This window comes from Pandoraea sp. E26 (genome assembly GCF_000681415.1).
Taxonomy (GTDB): Bacteria; Pseudomonadota; Gammaproteobacteria; order Burkholderiales; family Burkholderiaceae; genus Pandoraea; species Pandoraea pnomenusa.
In genome coordinates this window covers 1-19,276 of the sequence record NZ_AYXJ01000012.1, presented here as the reverse complement: position 1 = coordinate 19,276, position 19,276 = coordinate 1, and the positions used below count along the sequence as shown (strand labels likewise).

Sequence of the window (19,276 nt, the reverse complement as noted above, 5' to 3'; positions counted from 1 at the left end):
TAAAATTCCTGTGCATCGTCTATGAATATCATCTGGGCCCGTGCGCTGGCGTTCCTGATCCTGCAGGCGGTCATTTCGGTGGCCGTCGGCTGGCTGTTCGGCGCGAGCGCGGGTTACGTCACCGCCATCGTGCTGCTGGTGACGCAGCTCCTGTTCAACGTCTATCACGCCCAGCGTCTCTGGCGTCTGCTCGACGCCCCCGTCTACGGAGAAGTCCCCAGCGCCATCGGCCTGTGGGGCGAGATCTACTACCGGCTGCACAAGCTCGCCAAACGCTGGCACAGTCAGGTCAAGCAGGTGGAGCAACAGCACGCCCGCTTCATTCAGGCGATCCAGGCGTCGCCCAACGGCGTGATCATGCTCGACGAGCAGAACCAGATCGAGTGGTGCAACGCGATCGCCGAGGTGCATTTCGGCATCGACGCCAAGCGCGACCTGCGCCAGCAGATCACGCATTTGCTTCGCACGCCGGCGTTCTTGCACTACCTTGCATCGGAGCGCTACGACGAGGCGCTCACCATGCCGAACATGGGCGCCAAGCGTAACCATGTGCTGTCGATGCAGGTGTTTCCGTACGGGGACAACCGCAAGCTGATCATCTCGCTCGACGTGACCGACATCGAGCGCACCGACGCCATGCGGCGCGATTTCGTGGCGAATGTCTCGCACGAACTCAAGACGCCACTCACCGTGCTCTCGGGGTTTCTTGAAACCGTCGGGGAGTTGCCCCTGTCGCCGGAGGAAATCCAGCGCTACGTCGAGATCATGCGGCAGCAGGCCTCACGCATGCAGAACATCGTGAACGACCTGCTCACGCTCGCCAAGCTCGAAGGCAGCGGCAAGCCACCGGCGGACGACCGGATCGACATGGGCATGCAGATGCGCTCGCTGCGAAGCGATGCGGAAGGGCTCTCGCAGGGGCAGCACGTGATCGAGGTCGATGCGGCGCCGGGGATCGATCTTCGCGGCGCGGAGGGAGAGCTTCACAGCGCGTTCAGCAACCTCGTGAGCAATGCCGTGCGATATACGCCACAGGGCGGCAAGATCCGGATCGAATGGGGGCCGAGCGCCGATGGCGGCGCGCGTTTCGCCGTCGTGGATTCGGGGCTCGGTATTCCCGCGGAGCATATTCCGCGGCTGACCGAACGCTTCTACCGCATCGACCGCAGCCGTTCGCGCGATACCGGGGGCACCGGTCTGGGACTGGCCATCGTCAAGCACGTGCTCACCCGACATCAGGCCGATCTGAAGGTCACGAGCGAGGTGGGGCGGGGCAGCGTGTTCGCGATTCATTTCCCGCCCACGCGCGTGGTGCATCGCGCCCCCGTGGATGCGTCGGCCGCGTGATTGCCGGCGCGTTCGTGCCGCTGCCGCAGTGGCACGCGCTCAGTTGCCGGTCTGTACGTGCTGCGCGATTTCCTGCATCAGCACCATCTGGCTGTTGAATGGGGTCTTGCCCGGCTTGCGGCGAACATAGCTGCCGTCCGGGCGCATCAGCCAGGCCGCCGTATTGTCGCGCAGATGCACCATCAGGCCTTCGCGAATCACGCGCGCCTTCAGACGCTTGTCGCGCACCGGGAAGGCCACCTCCACGCGTCGGAAGAAATTGCGCTCCATCCAGTCGGCGCTCGAGAGCATGACGCGCTCGTCACCGTCGGCATGGAAGTAATAGATGCGATGGTGCTCGAGAAAGCGTCCGACGATCGAGCGAACGGTGATGTTCTCGGAGAGCCCCGGGACGCCCGCGCGCAGCGAGCATACGCCGCGCACGATCAGGTCGATCTTCACGCCGGCGCGCGACGCCTTGTACAGCTCGGCGATGATGGTCGGCTCGAGCAGCGCGTTCATCTTCGCGATGATGCGGGCCTTGCGGCCAGCGGCAGCCGCTTCCGTCTCGCGGCGGATGGCCTCGAGCAGATGCGCGTGCATCGTGAAGGGCGATTGCCACAGGCCGTCGAGATGGGTCTGGCGGCCGATGCCCGTCAACTGCTGGAAGACTACATGGACGTCGGCGCACAGGGTCTCGTCCGCGGTCATGAGCCCGAAGTCCGTGTACAGCCTGGCCGTGCGCGGGTGATAGTTGCCGGTGCCGAGGTGGGCATAGCGCTTGAGATACGTCTTCTTGCCCTGACGCGTGCGTCGCACGATCAATAGCATCTTCGCATGGCACTTGTGGCCGACCACCCCATAGACCACATGCGCGCCGACCGCTTCGAGGCGTGCGGCCCAGTTGATGTTCGTTTCTTCGTCGAAGCGCGCGAGCAGCTCCACGACCACCGTGACTTCCTTGCCGTTGCGGGCCGCCTCCATGAGCGCGTCCATGAGCGCGGATTCGTTGCCGGTGCGGTAGATCGTCTGCTTGATGGCCACCACGTCCGGGTCGCGGGCGGCCTGAAGCAACAGCTCCAGCACGGGCTGGAAGCTGTCGTACGGATGGTGCAGCAGGAGGTCGCCCTGATCGATGAGGTCGAACATGGCGGGCGAGGCGGTCATGCGCTTGGGCAATGCCGGCACGAACGGCACGAACTTGAGGTCCGGGCGGTCGACCATTTCGGGGAGCGGCATGAGGCGCACCAGATTGACCGGGCCCTTGACGCGGTAGCAGTCCGAGTCGGACAGGCCGCACTCGGTCTGCAGGCGTCGTACGAGCCGCGACGGCGCACCCGCGTCGACTTCGAGGCGCACGGCGTCGCCGAGGTGCCGGGCGGGAAGTTCGCCCTGGAGTGCCGTGCGCAGGTTCGTGATCTCGTCTTCGTCGACGAACAGGTCGCTGTTGCGGGTCACGCGAAACTGGTGGCAACCCTTGGCGGTGAGGCCAGGGAAGAGTTCGCTTGCGAAGCGCAGCATGAACGAGCTGAGCAGCACGAAGCTGTTGGGCAGGGGGGCCAGCGCGGGCGGCATGGGCACGAGGCGGGGCAGGGCACGCGGGGCCTGGACGATGGCCAGTTCCGCGTCGCGCCCGAAGGCATCCTTGCCTTCGAGCTCCACGGCGAAGTTCAGGCTCTTGTTGAGGACTCGCGGGAACGGGTGCGCGGGGTCGAGGCCGATGGGCGTGAGCACCGGCACCAGTTCGCGCAGGAAGTAGTCGCGGGCCCACTCGACCTGAGCGTCGTTCCATTGGCCGGACGGATGAAAGGCGATGCCTTCGGCCTCGAGTTTCGGCAGAATGCTGTCGAACATCGCGTATTGCTTTTCGACGAGCGCCTGTGCCCGGGCGCAGACTTGCGTGTAAACTTGCTGGAACGTCATGCCGTCGGGCGTGAGCATGCCCGGATTCTCGCGCATCTGCTCTTTCAGTCCGGCGACGCGGATTTCGAAGAACTCGTCCAGATTGCTGCTCACGATACAGACGAAGCGCAGGCGCTCGAGCAATGGCGTTGCCGGATCGGCCGCCTGGGCGAGCACGCGTTCGTTGAATGCGAGGATGCCCAGCTCACGATTGAGCAGCGGGTAATTCATATTGAACGTGCGAAAGACATGGGATTGGCGTGAATTCTTCATCCGTATTGTTACAGTTATATGACATTCACATTTGTCAACGACGTGTCATATACGATTTGTAACGTATTCGTCATTTATTTGTCGAGTGCGCGTCATGCATTTAAAGTGAAGCATCGCGTTTACCGACTCTCATCGCTCAGGCGCACCTCCCCATGAGTACCCCAACGCCCTTGCTAGCGGCCGTCGATCTCGGTTCGAACAGCTTCCGCCTGATCATCGGACGTGTGGAGGAAACCTCCGCCGGCACCCAGATCTATCAGGTCGATGCCTTGCGCGAGCCGGTGCGGCTGGCCGCCGGTCTGAATGCCGAGAAATACCTCGATCATCCGTCGCAGCAACGTGGGTGGGACGTGCTCAAGCGCTTCGGCGAGCGGCTGCGCGGTTTTCATCCCGACCAGGTGCGCGCCGTGGCGACCAACACGTTGCGCGTGGCCAAGAATGCGCAGGATTTCCTGGGCGAGGCGCAGCGAGCGCTGGGTTTTCCGATCGAAGTGATTGCCGGACGGGAAGAGGCGCGCCTGATCTATGCGGGCGCGGCGCATTCGGTGCCGACCTGCCCGGGCAACCGGCTGGTGGTGGACATTGGCGGTGGTTCGACGGAATTCATCATCGGTGAGGATTACGAACCGATCATCATGGAGAGCCTGTATATCGGCTGCGTGAGCCACAGCCGTCAGTTCTTTCCGAGCGGCAACGTGGACGAGTATGCGATGAAGCAGGCCGAACTGGCGGCGCGTCGCGAGATTCAGATCATCTCCGCGCCGTATCGCGATGCGGGCTGGTCGCAGGCGATCGGTTCGTCGGGCACGGCACGCGCGTTGGCCGAACTGCTCGAGGCCAATGGTTTCAATGACGGCGGCGTGCACGGTCTCACACGCGGCGGCCTCGAGCGTCTCAAGCGCGCGCTCATCAAGGCCGAGAACGCGAATCGCCTGAAGCTGTCCGGACTTAAGCAGGATCGCATTCCGGTGCTGCCCGGGGGGCTGTCCATCATGCTGTCCGTCTTCAACGAACTCGAAGTCGAGCATATGGAGACGACCGACGCCGCGCTGCGTCTCGGCGTGATGTACGACCTGCTCGGGCGGACCCAGCACCAGGACATGCGCGCGGTGACCGTCGAGCAGTTCGTGCGGCGATACGGCGTGGATCGGGCGCAGGCCGAGCGAGTGGGGCGCCTGGCCATTGCGCTGTACCGTCAGTTGCCGGTCGCCGGCGAAGATGCCGACGACGGCCGCGAGGACGACGAGGCGTTGCTGAGCTGGGCGGCGTCGCTGCACGAGATGGGGCTGTCGATCTCTCACAGTGCCTATCACAAGCATTCGGCCTACATCGGCAGCAACGCGGACATGCCGGGGTTTTCGCGTCCCGATCAGGCGCGCCTGGCGGAGCTGCTGCTGGGGCACGTGGGTAAGCTGGGCAAGCTCGCCGCGCAGGCGCAGCAGGTCGACTGGCAATTGCTGTTCTGCCTGCGGCTGGCCGTGCTGTTCTGTCGTCGGCGAACCGACGCGCTACCCGACAGCATCGAGGTCGAACGTCTGGGTGACGGTTTCCAGGTGTCGGTGCCGCGTGTATGGATCGAGGCCAACCCGTTGACCGATTACAGCCTGCAACGTGAGGCGCAGGAGTGGGAGAAGATCGGCATGCGCTACAAGGTGGTCTACGCCTGAGCGACTGCGTCGAAGCCTCGTCGTAGGGGCACCTGCACCGATGTGCGGCCCTCGATGAAAGAATGCCCGGCAGAAGCCGGGCATTTTTTTGTCCGTAGCGGGGGCGGAAGCCGTGGTGGAGAGGTCTGTCAGGCTTGCTGGAGCTTGCCGACGAGTTCGGGTCCGAGGAAGTGGCGCGCGTAGCGCGGGTTGATGTCGGACAGCCGGAATAGCGTGAGGAAGTCGGCGGTGTTGAAGTCGGGGTCCCAGGCCGGGGCGCCGCAGATGCGGGCACCGAGGCGCAGATAACCCTTGACGAGCGCGGGCGGTTCGACGTCGAGCGTGGATTGCAGCTCGTCGACGGGCAAGGCGATGCGCGGCACGGCGTGATATTCCGAGGGGGCCATGGCGGCGCCTTGCAGCTTGCGGTACAGGCTGGCGGCGTAGTGCCCGCCGTCGGCCATCGGCACGCTGGCGCAGCCGAGCATCGTTTCGAGGCCGTTGCGCAGCATGTATTCGGCCAGACCGCTCCAGAGCGCCATGATGACGGCGCCGTTGCGGTAGTCGGTGTGCACGCACGAGCGGCCCGTTTCGAGCATTTTCGGGCGCAGGTGATCGAGGCGGGAGAGGTCGAATTCTCCTTCGGAGTACAAACGTCCGAGGCGTTTGGCTTGTGCGGGGGGCAATACGCGGTAGGTGCCGACGACCCTGAGCGAGTCTTGATCGCGCACGATCAGGTGGTCGCAATATTGGTCGTATTCGTCGACATCCAGACCGGCCGGGCCTTTGACCGAGGCGCCCATTTCTTCGGCGAAGACCTGATATCTCAGGCGTTGGGCTTCCCGAAGCTCGCTTTCGTCGCGTGCCCACGCCACAGCCAGATTCGGTTTGACAGGCGTTTGAGGGCGAGGAAGACGCCTCCGCGACGTGGGGGTCAACGAAGAGAGCGGCATGGTGGGGTTCGGCAGGTCGCGCATAAAGGCCCTTTTTTTGACGGTCGCGTTGCGACGTACTTTAAAAAGCATCAATGTCGATTCCGTGAACGGTAGGCGACAATTCTATGACAAAACCACAAGTGTCATGAGTCAGGTCCCATTTTCCGTACCTTCCACGGGGCTGGCGCAGGCGCTCGGGAGGGGCCTTTCGCGCGGGATGGCCGCCGGTTCGCCGCCGGCGGCGGGCGGGTTCAGAGCAGATCGGGGTTGATGACGGCGCGCACGACGACCTGGCTTTCGTCTTCGCGACGGCGGGAGGCGAGCCACCAGATGCCCGATTTCTTGATGGTCCAGTAAGCTTCCTGGCCGCTCAGCAGCAGGGCGGCGAGTTGTCCGAGGGCGGGTTGGTGGCCCACGACGACGACGGTCTGTGCGGTGCCGGGCCAGTGGATGGCGCCGAGCAGGGTCATGGCGTTGGCGCCTGGGGCGAGATCGCGCACGATCCGCGGGGTGGGGGTGAGCGCCTGAGCCGTTTGCACGGCGCGCACGGCGGGGCTGGAGAGGATGAGGGCGTCGGCGGGCAGGCGGGCGCGCAGCCACTGGGCGGATTTTTCGGCCTGTTTGCGCCCGCGATCGGTCAGTTCGCGGGCAAGGTCGGCCTGGGCGCTGGTGGCCAGCGTGGCAGGCAGGTTTTCGGCGTCGGCGTGACGCCAGAGAATCAGGTTCATCGACACGGGTTCGGACATGGAGAACCTCCCACTATGGCGGGGTTTCGTGGCGGCGGGATGACCGTCGACGGTGCAGCAACGACAATGTCATTGTGCCAGCCGGAAAGAGGAAATTGCCCATGGGATGCGCGTCGATTTGACGCGGGGCGCCGAACGTTCTAGAATCTCATCTCTTTGCTCGGAGCGTAGCGCAGCCTGGTAGCGCATCTGATTTGGGATCAGAGGGTCGTAGGTTCGAATCCTATCGCTCCGACCAAAAAAACCTTGCAGTACAAGCAGTTACGGAGCGCCCCATCGGGGCGTTTTTCGTTTATCCATGATCCTGTCCCGGTGCGTCAAATATCCAGTGCTCAAACAGTGCTGGTGATTCATCCAGTTATCGGCGGGTTCATGCGCATTTCGTCCCTCAACTCGCCGGCAGGCATGGACGATCAGAACTGCGCGGTAAGCGAGAATCCGACTGTGGTGTGTGCTGTCTGAAAGGACGCTGGCTTATGGATTGGCGTGCCGGCAAAGACTTCACCAGCGACAAAGCCGAATGGGAGCCTGGTATTGCCGCGTACGCCAATGACCGCACCCGCAAGTTGTGTACCGGCCAGGTATTGCGCGTTCGGACCGCTGACACGGCCGTAATCCACCCCGGCGAAGAGCGATACGCCAGACGCGCCAGGTGCCCACTGCAATTCGTTGCGCCAGTAAAAGCCTTTTTCCGCAGCAAGGGACGATTCACCGTCAAATCCACGAACCGTATAACGGCTACCGATACTCATATCGTCGATGTAGTGCAGCACGTCGCCGGTGAATTGCCCGTGAAATGTCGTGACGTAGCGAAGTGGCAATTGACCGAGCGGCAGTGACAGGTTGGCGTCAAGTACCGCCATCTTGAAGCGATACGTCGGCGTGCCGGGCGGGGCGTTATCCGGCGCCGCCCCGAGCCCCGACACACTTTGCCGATAAGCAAGGGTGCTGTCGAATTGCCCGCCGCCGATGTGGTGACGATCCGAAATCCCGAACTCGATGAAAGTGTTGTTCCGGTACTGCTGATCGATTTCAGCGTCCTCGAGGAAGCTGCGTCCAAAGCGCTTGCTTAACCGGACGTGCGCGCTCAGCACATTGCTCTGGCTGCGCTGAAGGACTCGCGACAGTTTGAAATCGAGATTCTGCGACTGTCCACGCGTGACGAAAGTGTCGTTCACGCCTGCGATTTGCTGGTTATACCGATTGGCGTAGGCCGCCACTGTAGCAGTCCAGAATCCCCACGGAATCGAGTAGAAAGCATTCCACCCGTTCGATCCGAAGCGCTTGTCAGCGAACGACAGATCATGTGTCGCGCCGACATTCAGGATGTCGTTCAGACCCAGGGGATTGTCGATGCCGAGGGCGAGGCTGCCCTGTAGTTTCCCTGTATCGCGAGATCCTGAGTTGTCGACCGAGGCGACAACGCTCCATCGCTTTGTTCGCTTGACGTCGATGACGACATCACTCTCGCCCGGGGCTTGCGTCGGCACGATCTGCATCGTCACGTCCTGGCTGGCAAGGCGCTTCATCTGCTCAAGCCCCTGCTCGAGGTCGCGCAGTTCGAGGAGATCGCCCGGGCGTGTGGGGAATGCCGTACGCCACGTGCCGTATTGCGAGGCATCGGAGAAGCGGATGTCCCCGATGATGCCGGGAACGAGCATGAGCTTCAGTTCTCCGGTCGTCAGATCCTGCTCGGGCACGAGAACGCGTGTCGTCACATAGCCTTTGGCCAGAATCGCCTTAGAGAGCCCCGCCGTTATCGCTGCAATGCCCTCTCGGCCGACGCATTCGCCTCGATAGTGCGCGAGCCAGTCTGTTGCGAACGCAAATGGATCAAGAGAAAGCGATGACGCACCAGCGGCTTGCGCACGTTGCGGGAGTTTCTCGGGAACGTGCAGCGAAAACCTCTCGATCGGAAAACATGGGGACTCCACGGGAAGCGCCGGGAAGCCGTCTGCAGCGGGGAGTGCCGAGCGCACCGTTGGCGTATTGATCGCGGCGGCGCGCTCCTGTGCCTGACGTTGCTGCTCGAGCAGTTGCTGTTGTCGCGCATTCGACGCAGCCGCATCGACGGCCGGCGCAGGCGACGTTTGTGCCACAGCCTCGAATGACAGCGGAAGCGAGAGCAGAGCTGGAAGCAGGCGACAAAACTGTGCGGTTGACCAACGTGATGCGAAATTCATTGCGAGGCAACGGAAAAAGGAATCGCGGAGACAAGACGAGCGCCAGCCTGACCCGAAGTTGTAGATCGAAAAGCGATGTCAAAGAAAGGAGGCGTGTCCTACTTAACGACCCCGAATCAGGTGTCGAAGCGCATTGGTATCCCCGGCGATATTCATTCGGACTATTAGCTTTTTTTGGATGTTACCGCCATTGATCACTTTTCGGAAGATGGTTTTGCATAGGGAACTGATCATGAAAAATTTAGTAATATTCGGCATGCGAAGTTTTTTGCGATAAATGTAGAGCATCGGGAAGAGGCAAATAGAAAAAGACAGTCGCACAAAGATCAGATGAAAACACACACGAATCGGCGCGTGCGGGGCGCGCTTCAGGGGAGTGCCTTGGAAACTGGGTTGCAGCACGGCCTGATCCGCGCGCTGGTGCTTGCGCAGATCATTGCGCCGATTTCGGTTCGGGCGCAGGTAGTTGCAGCGCCGGGTGGTCCCAATGTCGTGCAGACTGCCAATGGCTTGCAGCAGGTCAATATCACCACACCTACCGCTGCGGGCGTTTCAAAAAACGTCTATTCGCAGTTCGACGTGCCGCGTCAGGGCGTCATCCTGAACAACTCGCCGACGATCGTGAACACACAGCAAGCGGGGTACGTCAACGGCAACCCCAATCTCGCTCGGGATCAGGCTGCGCGCGTGATCCTGAATCAGGTCAACAGCAATTCCCCGAGTCAGCTACGGGGTTATCTCGAAGTCGCGGGCAAGGCCGCGCAAGTCGTTGTGGCGAACAGCGCGGGAATCATGGTCGACGGTGGGGGGTTCATCAACACCACGCGTGCGGTGCTGACCACCGGTATTCCGATCATGGGTGCGGACGGCAGCCTCGCTGGCTATCAGGTCAACGGCGGGCGTCTGGTGGTTCAGGGAGACGGGCTGAACGCGGCGAATGTCGATCAGGTTGACCTCATCGCACGTGCCGTACAGGTCAACGCTGCGTTGCATGCCAAGCAACTGAATGTGGTGACGGGCGCGAATCGCGTCGATCACGAGACCCTCGCGTTGCAGAAGACAACCGGTGACGGTGCTGCGCCCGATGTGGCCGTGGACGTCGGCCAGTTGGGCGGGATGTACGCGCAACGCATCTTTCTCGTGGGCACCGAGAACGGCGTCGGCGTCTCCAACAAGGGTGTGATTGCGGCGCAGGCCGGCGATCTGACGCTGACGACCGAGGGTAAGCTTGTCACGACCGGGAAGCTTGATGCAACGGGCAATGCGCGCCTCAACGCCCTGACAGGCATCGACAATCGGGGTAGTGTCTACGCGGGCGGATTGACTGACATCCGCACAGGCGGCCTGCTCGATAACAGCGGTGTGCTGAGCGCAGCGGGCAATCTCATCGCGCAGGCCGCCGGTCTGACGTCGGGCGGCACACTCGGTGCCGGTATCGATTCCACGGGGCAGGCGACGCTCGCGGGCAATCTGAGCGTGACGGCCTCCGGAAAGGTGATCGCGACGGGGCGCAACGTCGCGCGCGGCGATATGACGTTCGTTGCCGGTGCGCTGGACCTGTCCGGCAGTCGTACGGATGCGAGTCAAAGCTTGTCGCTGACGTCGCGGGCGGGCGATATCGATCTTCAACGCGCCATTGTCACGGCGTCCAACGCGCTGAGTGTGAAGGCCGCGCAAGGCCTTCTCAATGCCAATGGCGTATTGTCGGCCGACACGATCACGTTGGCGGCGCTAGGCCGTATCGACAACACCGACGCACAAACGGCCGCGAGAACGCGACTCGACGTCACCGGGGGAAGTCTCGATAACCAGCGCGGGTTGCTTCAATCGGGCGGGCTTCTCAAGGTCAGGGGCGCATCGCTGAACAACACCGCCGGGCGTGTGGTATCGCTCGGCGGCGACGGAACATCCATCGATATCGACGGCGAATTGCGTAACGCGGCGGGCACGAACGGACTCGGTGCCCCCGGCGGGGTCATCGGCACCAACGGCGACCTGCGTCTGCATGCCGGCTCGCTGATCAATGCTGCGCAACTCGTCGCCGGGACGACGATGACCCTTACGTCCGGACAACTGGACAACACTAACGGAGCACTTTCCAGCGAGAAAATCGACGTGAGCGTCGACAGTGTTCTGACCAATCGTCAGGGCGCGATTTCCGCGACGACATCGACGCTTCGCGCCGGGCAACTCGTCAACGATCATGGACTGATCGACGCGGGCACCCTGTCGCTGACAGTGTTGGGGGATGCGTCAAACCGTTCGGGAGAGATCAAGCAGTACGGCGATTCGGCGCAGACCGTCAAAGTCGGTGGGGTGCTGGACAACAATGCAGGCACGGTGGCAACCAAGGCCAGCGGGCTGACACTGAACGTCGGACAGTTGGTCAACGATCAGGGGAAGATCAGCCATCTCGGCAGCGGCACCTTGTCGGTCGTGTCGACGGGTGACGTCACAAACTTGACCGGTCTGCTGGGAAGTCTGGGCGCGCTTCGGATCTCGGCGGCGCGCATCGATAACACGGGCGGCGAGCTGAGTGCGGGCGATTCCGTGTGGCTTACCGCCGCTGCGAACATCGTCAATCGTAGTGGCGGTGCGGTGTATGGCGCGAATAGTCTGACGGTTTCGGCGAGCACCGACATCTACAACACGGCGGGATCGATGCAGTCGGGGGGCACCGTCAAGCTGGATGCTAACGGTACGCTCACCAATACCGGCGGTCGTATCAGTGCCAATGGCGCGCACGATGCACTGACGGTGACCGTCGGTAGCCTCGTGAATGCCACCGGGCAACTGACGAATGCCGGCGATGGCGATACTTCTGTAACGGCAGCTCGGGACGTGGGCAATGCCGGAGGAACGATCGGTGGCAACGGCAAACTGAGCGTCAATGCGGCGTCGCTGAGCAACAGCGCCGGCGGCAAGATCATTGGCGGTGCAGACGTTCTGCTGGGTGTGGTCGGTTTGCTCGACAACTCGGCGGGGCAGTTGTTCGGCGGTAACTCGCTCACGGCGACGCAAGCCACCGCACGCTTGAACAATGCGGGCGGCACCATCGAAAGTCGCGGCGACGTCTCGTTGCAGGTCGCTTCGCTCGATAACGCAAGCGGCATCATCCGTTCGAACCGCGACGTGGGCGTGGGCGGTGCCATGAACGGTGCCGGACATATGACGGCCGGTCGCAATCTGACGCTTGCTGCCGTTGGCGACTACGTGAACGCATCCGCCAATCGTCTGCGCGCAGACGGCATGCTCAAGCTCACGTCGACGGGGCGCTTCACCAACGATGGCACGCTCACGGCACCCGGCACACTCGACGTACAAGCCGCCCAGATCGTCAATAGCGCGAATGGCTCGATCAATGCGGCGACGACACAACTGAGTGCTGCGGGCCTGTTCTCCAACTCGGGCAGCATCGGCGGCGATACCGTTCGACTCAAGGCGAACTACTTCTTCAATGGCTATGGTGTGCTGGGCAACGATGTGCAGATCAATGCCGTCGATATCGAGAACAACAGCGCGTCGGCGATTATGGGGGGCGCGAGGCGACTCGCGTTATATGCGTCGAACTCCGTCTCCAACTACGACGGAGCATTGCTCTACAGCATGGGCGACATCGAGATTGCGCGTGACGGCACACGCGACGGGCAGGGGCTGCTCGCCAATCAGATGGCGTTGCTGACCAACCGTTCGGCCAGCATCGTTGCCGACGGCAATCTGGACATTGCGGCGCGCGTCATCAACAACTCGCGCACCAGCATCGTGACACAGCCGGGAACGCCACAATCCACGACGCAGAGCTTCAGTCTCTACACTGCGGGGCTGACCGGTGGCGATGAAACGATGATGCACATGAGCCTGACGTTCCCAGAATGGTTCTGGAGCGGGGGCAGAGCGCCGATATCGTCATCGTTGCTGCAGACGCTTGCCAGACCGTTGGCTGTCGACATTCCAAAGTCTCAGGTGACGAATTTGGATCTTGCGGCGAAGACCTTCAGTCTGACGAAGCCGCTCGAAGAGTCGTATCAGGACATGACGACGCAAGGCCAGGGGCCGTGCGACGATCATGGCCAGTGCGCGTCGACCACCAAGACGCGCGACGTCGGCACGAACCCGACGCAGTACTTCAACAGCATCGTCGATAACGCGGACAGTTACCGTGTCGTGTTCTGGCCGGATTGGGATCCGAATACGATGATCCGGCCGGATCAGGCGATCTCGCGTGGCGATCTGGGGATCGATCAGCGCGACTACAACGAAATCGCGCGCGTCGTCACGACGACGCGAACGCGCGACGAACTCATCAGCGCATCTCCCGAGGCGAAGCTGCAAGCGCAGGGATCGATTCGCATCAATGCCGACGGCGGTGCGATCAACAACCAGTCGTCGACGATGACGGCAGGGGGCGATCTGATTCGACGGGCGACCGGTGGGTCTGTCAACGACGTTGGCATCACGTTGCAGGAGACGGTGACGCAAACGCAGACGTCGACTTTCTACTGGCATCAGAAATCGGGTGGCGACAGCGATCAGCAGACGGTGGCCTATCCCGTCACGCCGTTGCCGCCGACTACACTTGCGTCGCTTCCCGCGATTGCCGTGGGCAATCAGTCGGTGCAATCCAGCGGCAGGAACATCACGGTGTCGAGTGTGGACCGATCCGGTAATACGGTGGGTAGCGCAGGCGTGACTGGTGGTAATGCGACCGGCACGCAGTTGGGCAACCTGTCGGGTGCGGTGGCCAATCGTCAGACGCTTGGGTCATCTGCCCAGGCGATTCCCGGCCTGACGTTGCCAAAAAACGCGCTGTTCCAATTGCGCTCGGCACCGGGGCAAACCTATCTCGTCGCCACCGATTCGCGTTTCACCGATTACGGCAAGTTCATCTCCAGCGACTACATGCTCACTGGACTGAATCTCGATCCGCAGACAACGCAGAAGCGCATCGGCGACGGCTTTTATGAAACGCAATTGGTGCGGGATCAGATTACGGCGCTCACGGGCAAGACATTGCTCGCGGGTTACACCAATTATCTCGATGAGTACACGGCGTTACTCAACAACGGTGTGACGTACGGAAAGCAGTTCGGGTTGAACGTTGGCGTGGCTTTGTCGGAAGCGCAGATGAAGCAACTGACCAGCGACATGGTGTGGCTGGTCTCGCAAGACGTGACGCTGCCAGATGGGTCCGTTCAGTCGGTGCTGGTCCCGCAGGTGTATCTGGCGCAGGCCAACACCGTCGATCTGACGAATACTGGTGCGCTGGTCGTTGGCGGCAGCGTGAAGTTGGCTGCGACGGGCGATGTACAGAACAGTGGCCAGATCGTCAGCAATACCGCGACGACGATTCTGGGCGACGCCATCGTCAACCTCGGGGTGATGGGCAGTGGCGGCACGACCTCGCTGACGTCGCTTGGCGACATTCGTAACACCGGCGGTCGCATCGGCGGCAAGGATGTCGTGGTGAAGGCCGGTCGTGACGTCATTAACGAATCGACCACGCTCATACAGACGGCGGGGACCGATACCGGCGACTTTACGTCGAAGGCGACCGCAACGGGCGTGGGCGCGGTCGGGATTATCTCTGCGTCGAACAGCGCGACCGTCGTCGCGGATCGCGACGTAACGCTTAACGCGGGTGCGATTGCGAGCGACGGCGCGGTGATGGTCGCCGCTGGCCGGGACGTCAACCTGAATACGGTCGCGTTGACGCAATCGCAGACTGTCGGCACCAGCGACGGCCAGAACGGCGGGCACGATGTCGTTACCCAGCAAGTTGGCAGCGCGATCTCGGCAGGTGGAAACCTGGCGACCGCTTCCGGCCGCGACACGACGTTAAGCGGTGCGACGATTGCTGCGGGAGGGAGCGCGTCCGTTCTTGCGGGCAACGATGTCACGATCACTGCCGTTAAGGATTCGCACGCGCACGACGAGCGTTCGTTCGGCGGTTCGCTGCAGTTCACGAAGTCGTCGTTCGACGAAGCCGCGAATGGCGCCTCTGTAAGTGCGGGTAACAATGTGCTGATCGGCGCAGGCCAGACGAGTGCGGTCAACGGTGTACTTGGCGCTTATCAGGTCAGTCCGGTTGCAGCATCGTCCGGGTCGGGGAATCTGACGGTGCTTGGCTCGTCGGTGTCATCGCAAGGGACCGGCACTGTGGCGTTGGCTGCCACGGGGGATGTCAAGATAGGCACGGTGTCTGAGACGCACGACAGTAGTAGTTGGCAACACGACAGTAGTTCCGGGTTCCTCTCCAAGACGGAGGAGACGTCGGAAGCGCGCTCGCATAAGACGATTGCCGTGGGCTCGACGGTGTCGGGCGATTCGGTAGGTATCGCGGCAGGCAAGGATCTCATTGTCAGCGGATCGACGGTGGTGGGCACCAACGACGTCGCGCTGCAGGCGGGGCGAGACCTTCGCATCGAGACGGCGGAGAACGTGAGCGAGAGCAGCACCTTCTATGAGAAGAAGAGCTCGGGCTTGGGATCTTCGGGAGGTGCGGGGATTTCGTACGGAAAGAACGAGCAACGCGACTGGACCAACGACAGCAGTGTGACGCAGACAGGGAGCTTGGTGGGCAGCCTGAATGGCAACGTCAGCATGGTGGCAGGCAACGACCTGCTGGTTCGCGGAAGCGACATTATGGCGGGCAAGGACATCACCGGCATTGGTCAAAACGTCACGATCGAGTCGGCGGTGGAGCGCGAGCATCACGACGAGACGCATGAGTTCAAGAGTTCGGGCTTCACGCTTGCGGTGAAATCGCCGGTGATCGATGCGATTCAAAATGTCACCAATCAGGTAAGTGCAGCGGCAAATTCTGGCGGCGACGCACGGGTGTCCGCTTTGCGCGGATATGCCGCTGCGAGCGGCGCCGTGGGGGCGCTGGGAGAGGCCAACGGTGCGCTCGGTGCGCTCGCAGCCGGAAAAACGCCTGAAGCGAAAATCGAGCTGAGTTGGGGTTCGTCGAGCAGTCGGTCGACGTCATCCGTCGATAGCACGAAGAACGTGTCGAGCAACATCAAGGCGGGCGGTACTGCGGCGTTCATTGCGACTGGGGATGCTGCATCGGGGAAAGGCAACGTCAACATCGTTGGCTCGAACATCGATGCAAAGGACGTTCTACTGCAAGCGAATAACCAGGTCAACGTGCTCAGCAGCAAGGACACGGAGTCGACACGCAGCGAGAACGAGTCGAAGAGCGGCAGCTTCGGCGTGTCGTATGGCACGAGTGGTTGGGGCGCGTCGGCGTCGTTCTCGAAGTCCAGCGGCGATGCGAACTCGGATTCGACGTTCCAGAACAACTCCCACATTAATGCGAGCAACACCGCCGTGATTGTGAGCGGTGGCGACACGAACATCGTCGGCGCGAACGTGAATGCCGATAAGGTGATTGCGCGTGTGGGCGGTAATCTGAACATTGCGAGCGTGCAGGACACCAGCGAGAGTTCCGCGCATCAGGAAAGCATGGGGGGTGGGCTGAGTGTCAGTATGGGAGGAGCATCCGGCAGTTTCAGTTACTCGCGCGGCAACGCAAGCGGGAACTACGCGGGTGTGGTCGAGCAGTCGGGGATTCAGGCGGGGACTGGCGGGTTCGACGTCAATGTGGCGGGGAATACGGATCTGAAGGGAGCGTACATCGCGAGTACTGCCGCCCCATCGAAGAACCAGCTAACGACGGGGACACTGACGTTCTCCGATATCGAAAACCACTCGGACTACAGCGCCAACAGTTTCGGCTTCGGTGGCGGGTTCACGGTTGGCAACGGCGGCGCGAACGAGCGCAGGACGGGGCCTTCGTCCGGCAAGAACACGGGCGGCATTTCGCCGATGCTGCCTCAGTCCGAAAGCGGTAGCGAGCGTGGCACCACGCGTAGTGCCGTAAGCGACGGCAGCATCACGCTGACGAACGGTTCAAGCCAGACACAAGACCTCGCAAGCCTGAACCGCGATACGTCAAACCTGAACGAAACGGTGACCCGTACACCGGACCTGCAGAAACTGCTGGGCGATCAGTCACGACTGATGGCGGCGGCGACGGCTGCTGGGGAGGCAGTGGCGCGGGATATTGGGACTTATGCCGACAAGAAGGCAAAGGAAGCGGGGGACCTGGCGAAAAAGACCAGCGATCCAGAGCTGAAGGCCCAGTACGAACAGGAGGCGAAAGACTGGGCTGAGGGAGGCGATTATCGCACAGCGATGCACGCGGCAGGTGGAGCAATCGTGGCGGGCCTGGGTGGCGGAAACGCACTCGGCGGCGCGCTGGGCGCGGGCCTGACATCGAAACTGGGTAAGGAGCTCAATGATCTGAGCGACAAGATCAGAGATTCGCATCCGACTGGGAACGCTGATGTCGATCAGGCGCTAGCGCAGATCGTGGCGTCGGGCGTTGGCACAGTAGTTGGCGCGGCGGCCGGGGGAAGTTCTGGGGCGTTTGCTGGGTTTAATGTTGATCGGTTCAACCGGCAGTTGCATCCGACAGAGGAGCAGAAACTTAAGCAGTTGCAGCAGGGGAAGTCACCAGAGGAGCAGTATAGGTTGGCTGCAGCGAGTTGCGCGCTGGTCCGCTGCGCGGATGGTGTTCCTGATAGTGATCCCAACAAAATCGTATTGCTTAAGCTCCAACTTGATGGGGGTAAATATACCTCTGAGCAAGACTTGTTGAAGCGAGCCGGTGCATTTGAAGGCTACACTTCAGTTGACATTCTCAATGATAAATATGACCGATACCAAATCAGCAACCGGGCCGTTGGGGCCGTTCAAGGAGTGACAAACGCGGCGATGGCTGCCGCATCCTTAGGCGCAAGTTGCTCGAGCCTAGTGGCTTGTGGAGCCGGAGCAGTGATCGCTGTAGCTGCTTTGGACTATTCAAAGGCTGGGTTTAATCAACTCATCGACGGCAATGTTGCCTCCACATATGGTGAGCAAGCATTACAGAGTCTTGGGTTAGGTCCGAGAACGGCGGCACTTACCTACGCAGCATTGACCCTAGGTGCTGCGTCGACCGGGGCAATTGTGGGGAATCAAGCAGGGAAACAAGCGTCGGCGTTAAACGATGCGGCCAGATTGACCTATACCAACGAAAAGTTCATTGCGCAGGGGGTGCAACCGACCACCGCGGTGATGCAGACATCACAGGCACAGGCAATTGTCGACGCGTACGTGGCGGCAGGATTGCCTGTAGACAAGGCTCAAGGTTTTGCACAAAATCTGATCAATACGGGGACGACGTTGCCAACTGCACTTACTGCTAGCTCTGATACTGAATTGATCAAGATCGTGCCAAAGGCAATTGGAGGTGGCGACGTGATAAAAAATACTTCACCATACTTTATGACGAGAGCGGAATATGATTCGTTATCTAAACTCCCGCCAGACATGATTGCAGCGAAGCTCGGCTTGCCCGCAGAGCAAGCGATTCGTGGCTCGCAATTGGGGTTTGATGTTTATTCAATGACTCCTCAACCGGGGTCAATGCCCACAGTATTTACAAGTCTGATCGCACCGATTAAGCAAGGAGCATATTCTGCGGTGGGTGGCAGTCAGCAGGTGCTGGTGCCAAATCGTAGTCAGTGGACTGATCCGAACGCGAATAAGATTGGCGAAATAAGGGGGCTACGTTGATGGACGAAATCAAACTCAAGAAGTACGCGGAACTGCTCGAGGTGGAAATTAAAAAAAATCTCGGGAATAGTAGCGACGTTGATTGGTTGGACCAGTATCCAACGTTAGTGGAGGCTATTTCTGACGCTAAGGCGGGGAGAGTCAATCAGCCTCGAGATTTGGGGTTGACTCGGTGGATATTTGAATCGGATATTCAAAGTTTTGATATATTAACGGAGCGACTCATGCAGTTTGAAACTCTTCTGAGAGGGCTGGATCTTAAAAGCGAAAATATCTCTCGATAGCGTGTTATCAGACGTGTAGTAGTTCCTGATCCGCTTGGGTTTTCTGTGCCAAATCCAGAGCGAGTTTTTCGGCGTATCGGGTCAAGTCGGCCCGGGTAAAAACACCAATTGTCGGGCGAATTCGGCTGGCGCCAGCTCTTTGAGAGCTGAGTGAGGCCGACTCTCGTTGTAGTCCCCGCGCCATGCCTCGATAGTCGCTTTCGCTGGGCCTGTCAGTAATTTCGTGTTCAAGGCATATGATGCTCCCAAGGAGAATGTATGCCTCGCAAACCGAAAGCCCCGCTGGCAGAGCTGCCGGCAATTCCCGCGGAGCTGCTTGAGCAGTTCGGCAATGGTCCGATGACGGCCGAAGCCATC

8 protein-coding genes, 1 tRNA gene and 1 pseudogene are annotated in these 19,276 nt (G+C 61.1%); 5 read left to right on the top strand and 5 right to left on the bottom strand.

The features are described from left to right. Positions 1-21 precede the first annotated feature (21 nt). The gene (phoR, locus tag W930_RS0109370) at positions 22-1,347 is read left to right on the top strand and encodes a phosphate regulon sensor histidine kinase PhoR (protein ID WP_023595195.1); all 1,326 of its coding nucleotides are present in this window, start codon (positions 22-24) and stop codon (positions 1,345-1,347) included. 39 nt (positions 1,348-1,386) lie between these two features. On the opposite strand, the gene ppk1 is transcribed toward phoR, so the two are convergent. Then, the gene (ppk1, locus tag W930_RS0109365) at positions 1,387-3,501 is read right to left on the bottom strand and encodes a polyphosphate kinase 1 (RefSeq protein WP_024788458.1); all 2,115 of its coding nucleotides are present in this window, start codon (positions 3,499-3,501) and stop codon (positions 1,387-1,389) included. Between the two features lie 152 nt (positions 3,502-3,653). Between ppk1 and ppx the strand changes: the two genes are divergently transcribed. Continuing rightward, complete coding sequence (gene ppx, locus W930_RS0109360; protein WP_023871783.1) at positions 3,654-5,168, top strand: exopolyphosphatase; 1,515 nt, start codon at positions 3,654-3,656, stop codon at positions 5,166-5,168. Positions 5,169-5,296: 128 nt separating this feature from the next. On the opposite strand, the gene W930_RS0109355 is transcribed toward ppx, so the two are convergent. Both W930_RS0109355 and W930_RS0109350 read right to left on the bottom strand, forming a co-directional pair. After that, positions 5,297-6,124: a GNAT family N-acetyltransferase gene (locus W930_RS0109355; protein WP_023871782.1), complete on the bottom strand. Its 828-nt coding sequence runs from the start codon at positions 6,122-6,124 to the stop codon at positions 5,297-5,299. Between the two features lie 209 nt (positions 6,125-6,333). After that, a complete protein-coding gene (locus tag W930_RS0109350) occupies positions 6,334-6,810 on the bottom strand; it encodes a histidine phosphatase family protein (RefSeq protein ID WP_023871781.1) in 477 nt (158 codons plus the stop codon). A gap of 179 nt (positions 6,811-6,989) precedes the next feature. Here W930_RS0109350 and W930_RS0109345 point away from each other — a divergent pair. Next, positions 6,990-7,066, top strand: a tRNA-Pro gene (locus W930_RS0109345). A 175-nt stretch (positions 7,067-7,241) separates the two neighbouring features. Here W930_RS0109345 and W930_RS0109340 read toward each other — a convergent pair. After that, complete coding sequence (locus tag W930_RS0109340) at positions 7,242-9,011, bottom strand: ShlB/FhaC/HecB family hemolysin secretion/activation protein (RefSeq protein WP_023871780.1); 1,770 nt, start codon at positions 9,009-9,011, stop codon at positions 7,242-7,244. Between the two features lie 393 nt (positions 9,012-9,404). On the opposite strand from W930_RS0109340, the gene W930_RS26785 reads away from it, so the two are divergent. Both W930_RS26785 and W930_RS0109330 read left to right on the top strand, forming a co-directional pair. Continuing rightward, on the top strand, positions 9,405-18,635 hold the full coding sequence (locus tag W930_RS26785) for a hemagglutinin repeat-containing protein (RefSeq protein WP_051610638.1): 9,231 nt from the start codon (positions 9,405-9,407) through the stop codon (positions 18,633-18,635). Next, entirely contained in the window at positions 18,635-18,919 is a 285-nt protein-coding gene (locus W930_RS0109330; RefSeq protein ID WP_023595201.1) for a hypothetical protein, read from the top strand. Before W930_RS26785 ends, W930_RS0109330 begins: the two co-directional genes overlap by 1 nt. Before the next feature lie 81 nt (positions 18,920-19,000). Here W930_RS0109330 and W930_RS29565 read toward each other — a convergent pair. Further along, positions 19,001-19,123: pseudogene (locus W930_RS29565) on the bottom strand (integrase core domain-containing protein); the annotation flags it as partial. Positions 19,124-19,276: the final 153 nt, after the last annotated feature.

Bases quoted from the DNA above. Each gene is read 5' to 3' on its own strand.
- ppk1 (WP_024788458.1), bottom strand. From the start codon at position 3,501: ATGAAGAATTCACGCCAATCCCATGTCTTTCGCACGTTCAATATGAAT.
- W930_RS0109350 (WP_023871781.1), bottom strand. From the start codon at position 6,810: ATGAACCTGATTCTCTGGCGTCACGCCGACGCCGAAAACCTGCCTGCC.
- phoR (WP_023595195.1), top strand. From the start codon at position 22: ATGAATATCATCTGGGCCCGTGCGCTGGCGTTCCTGATCCTGCAGGCG.
- W930_RS0109340 (WP_023871780.1), bottom strand. From the start codon at position 9,011: ATGAATTTCGCATCACGTTGGTCAACCGCACAGTTTTGTCGCCTGCTT.
- W930_RS0109355 (WP_023871782.1), bottom strand. From the start codon at position 6,124: ATGCGCGACCTGCCGAACCCCACCATGCCGCTCTCTTCGTTGACCCCC.
- ppx (WP_023871783.1), top strand. From the start codon at position 3,654: ATGAGTACCCCAACGCCCTTGCTAGCGGCCGTCGATCTCGGTTCGAAC.
- W930_RS0109330 (WP_023595201.1), top strand. From the start codon at position 18,635: ATGGACGAAATCAAACTCAAGAAGTACGCGGAACTGCTCGAGGTGGAA.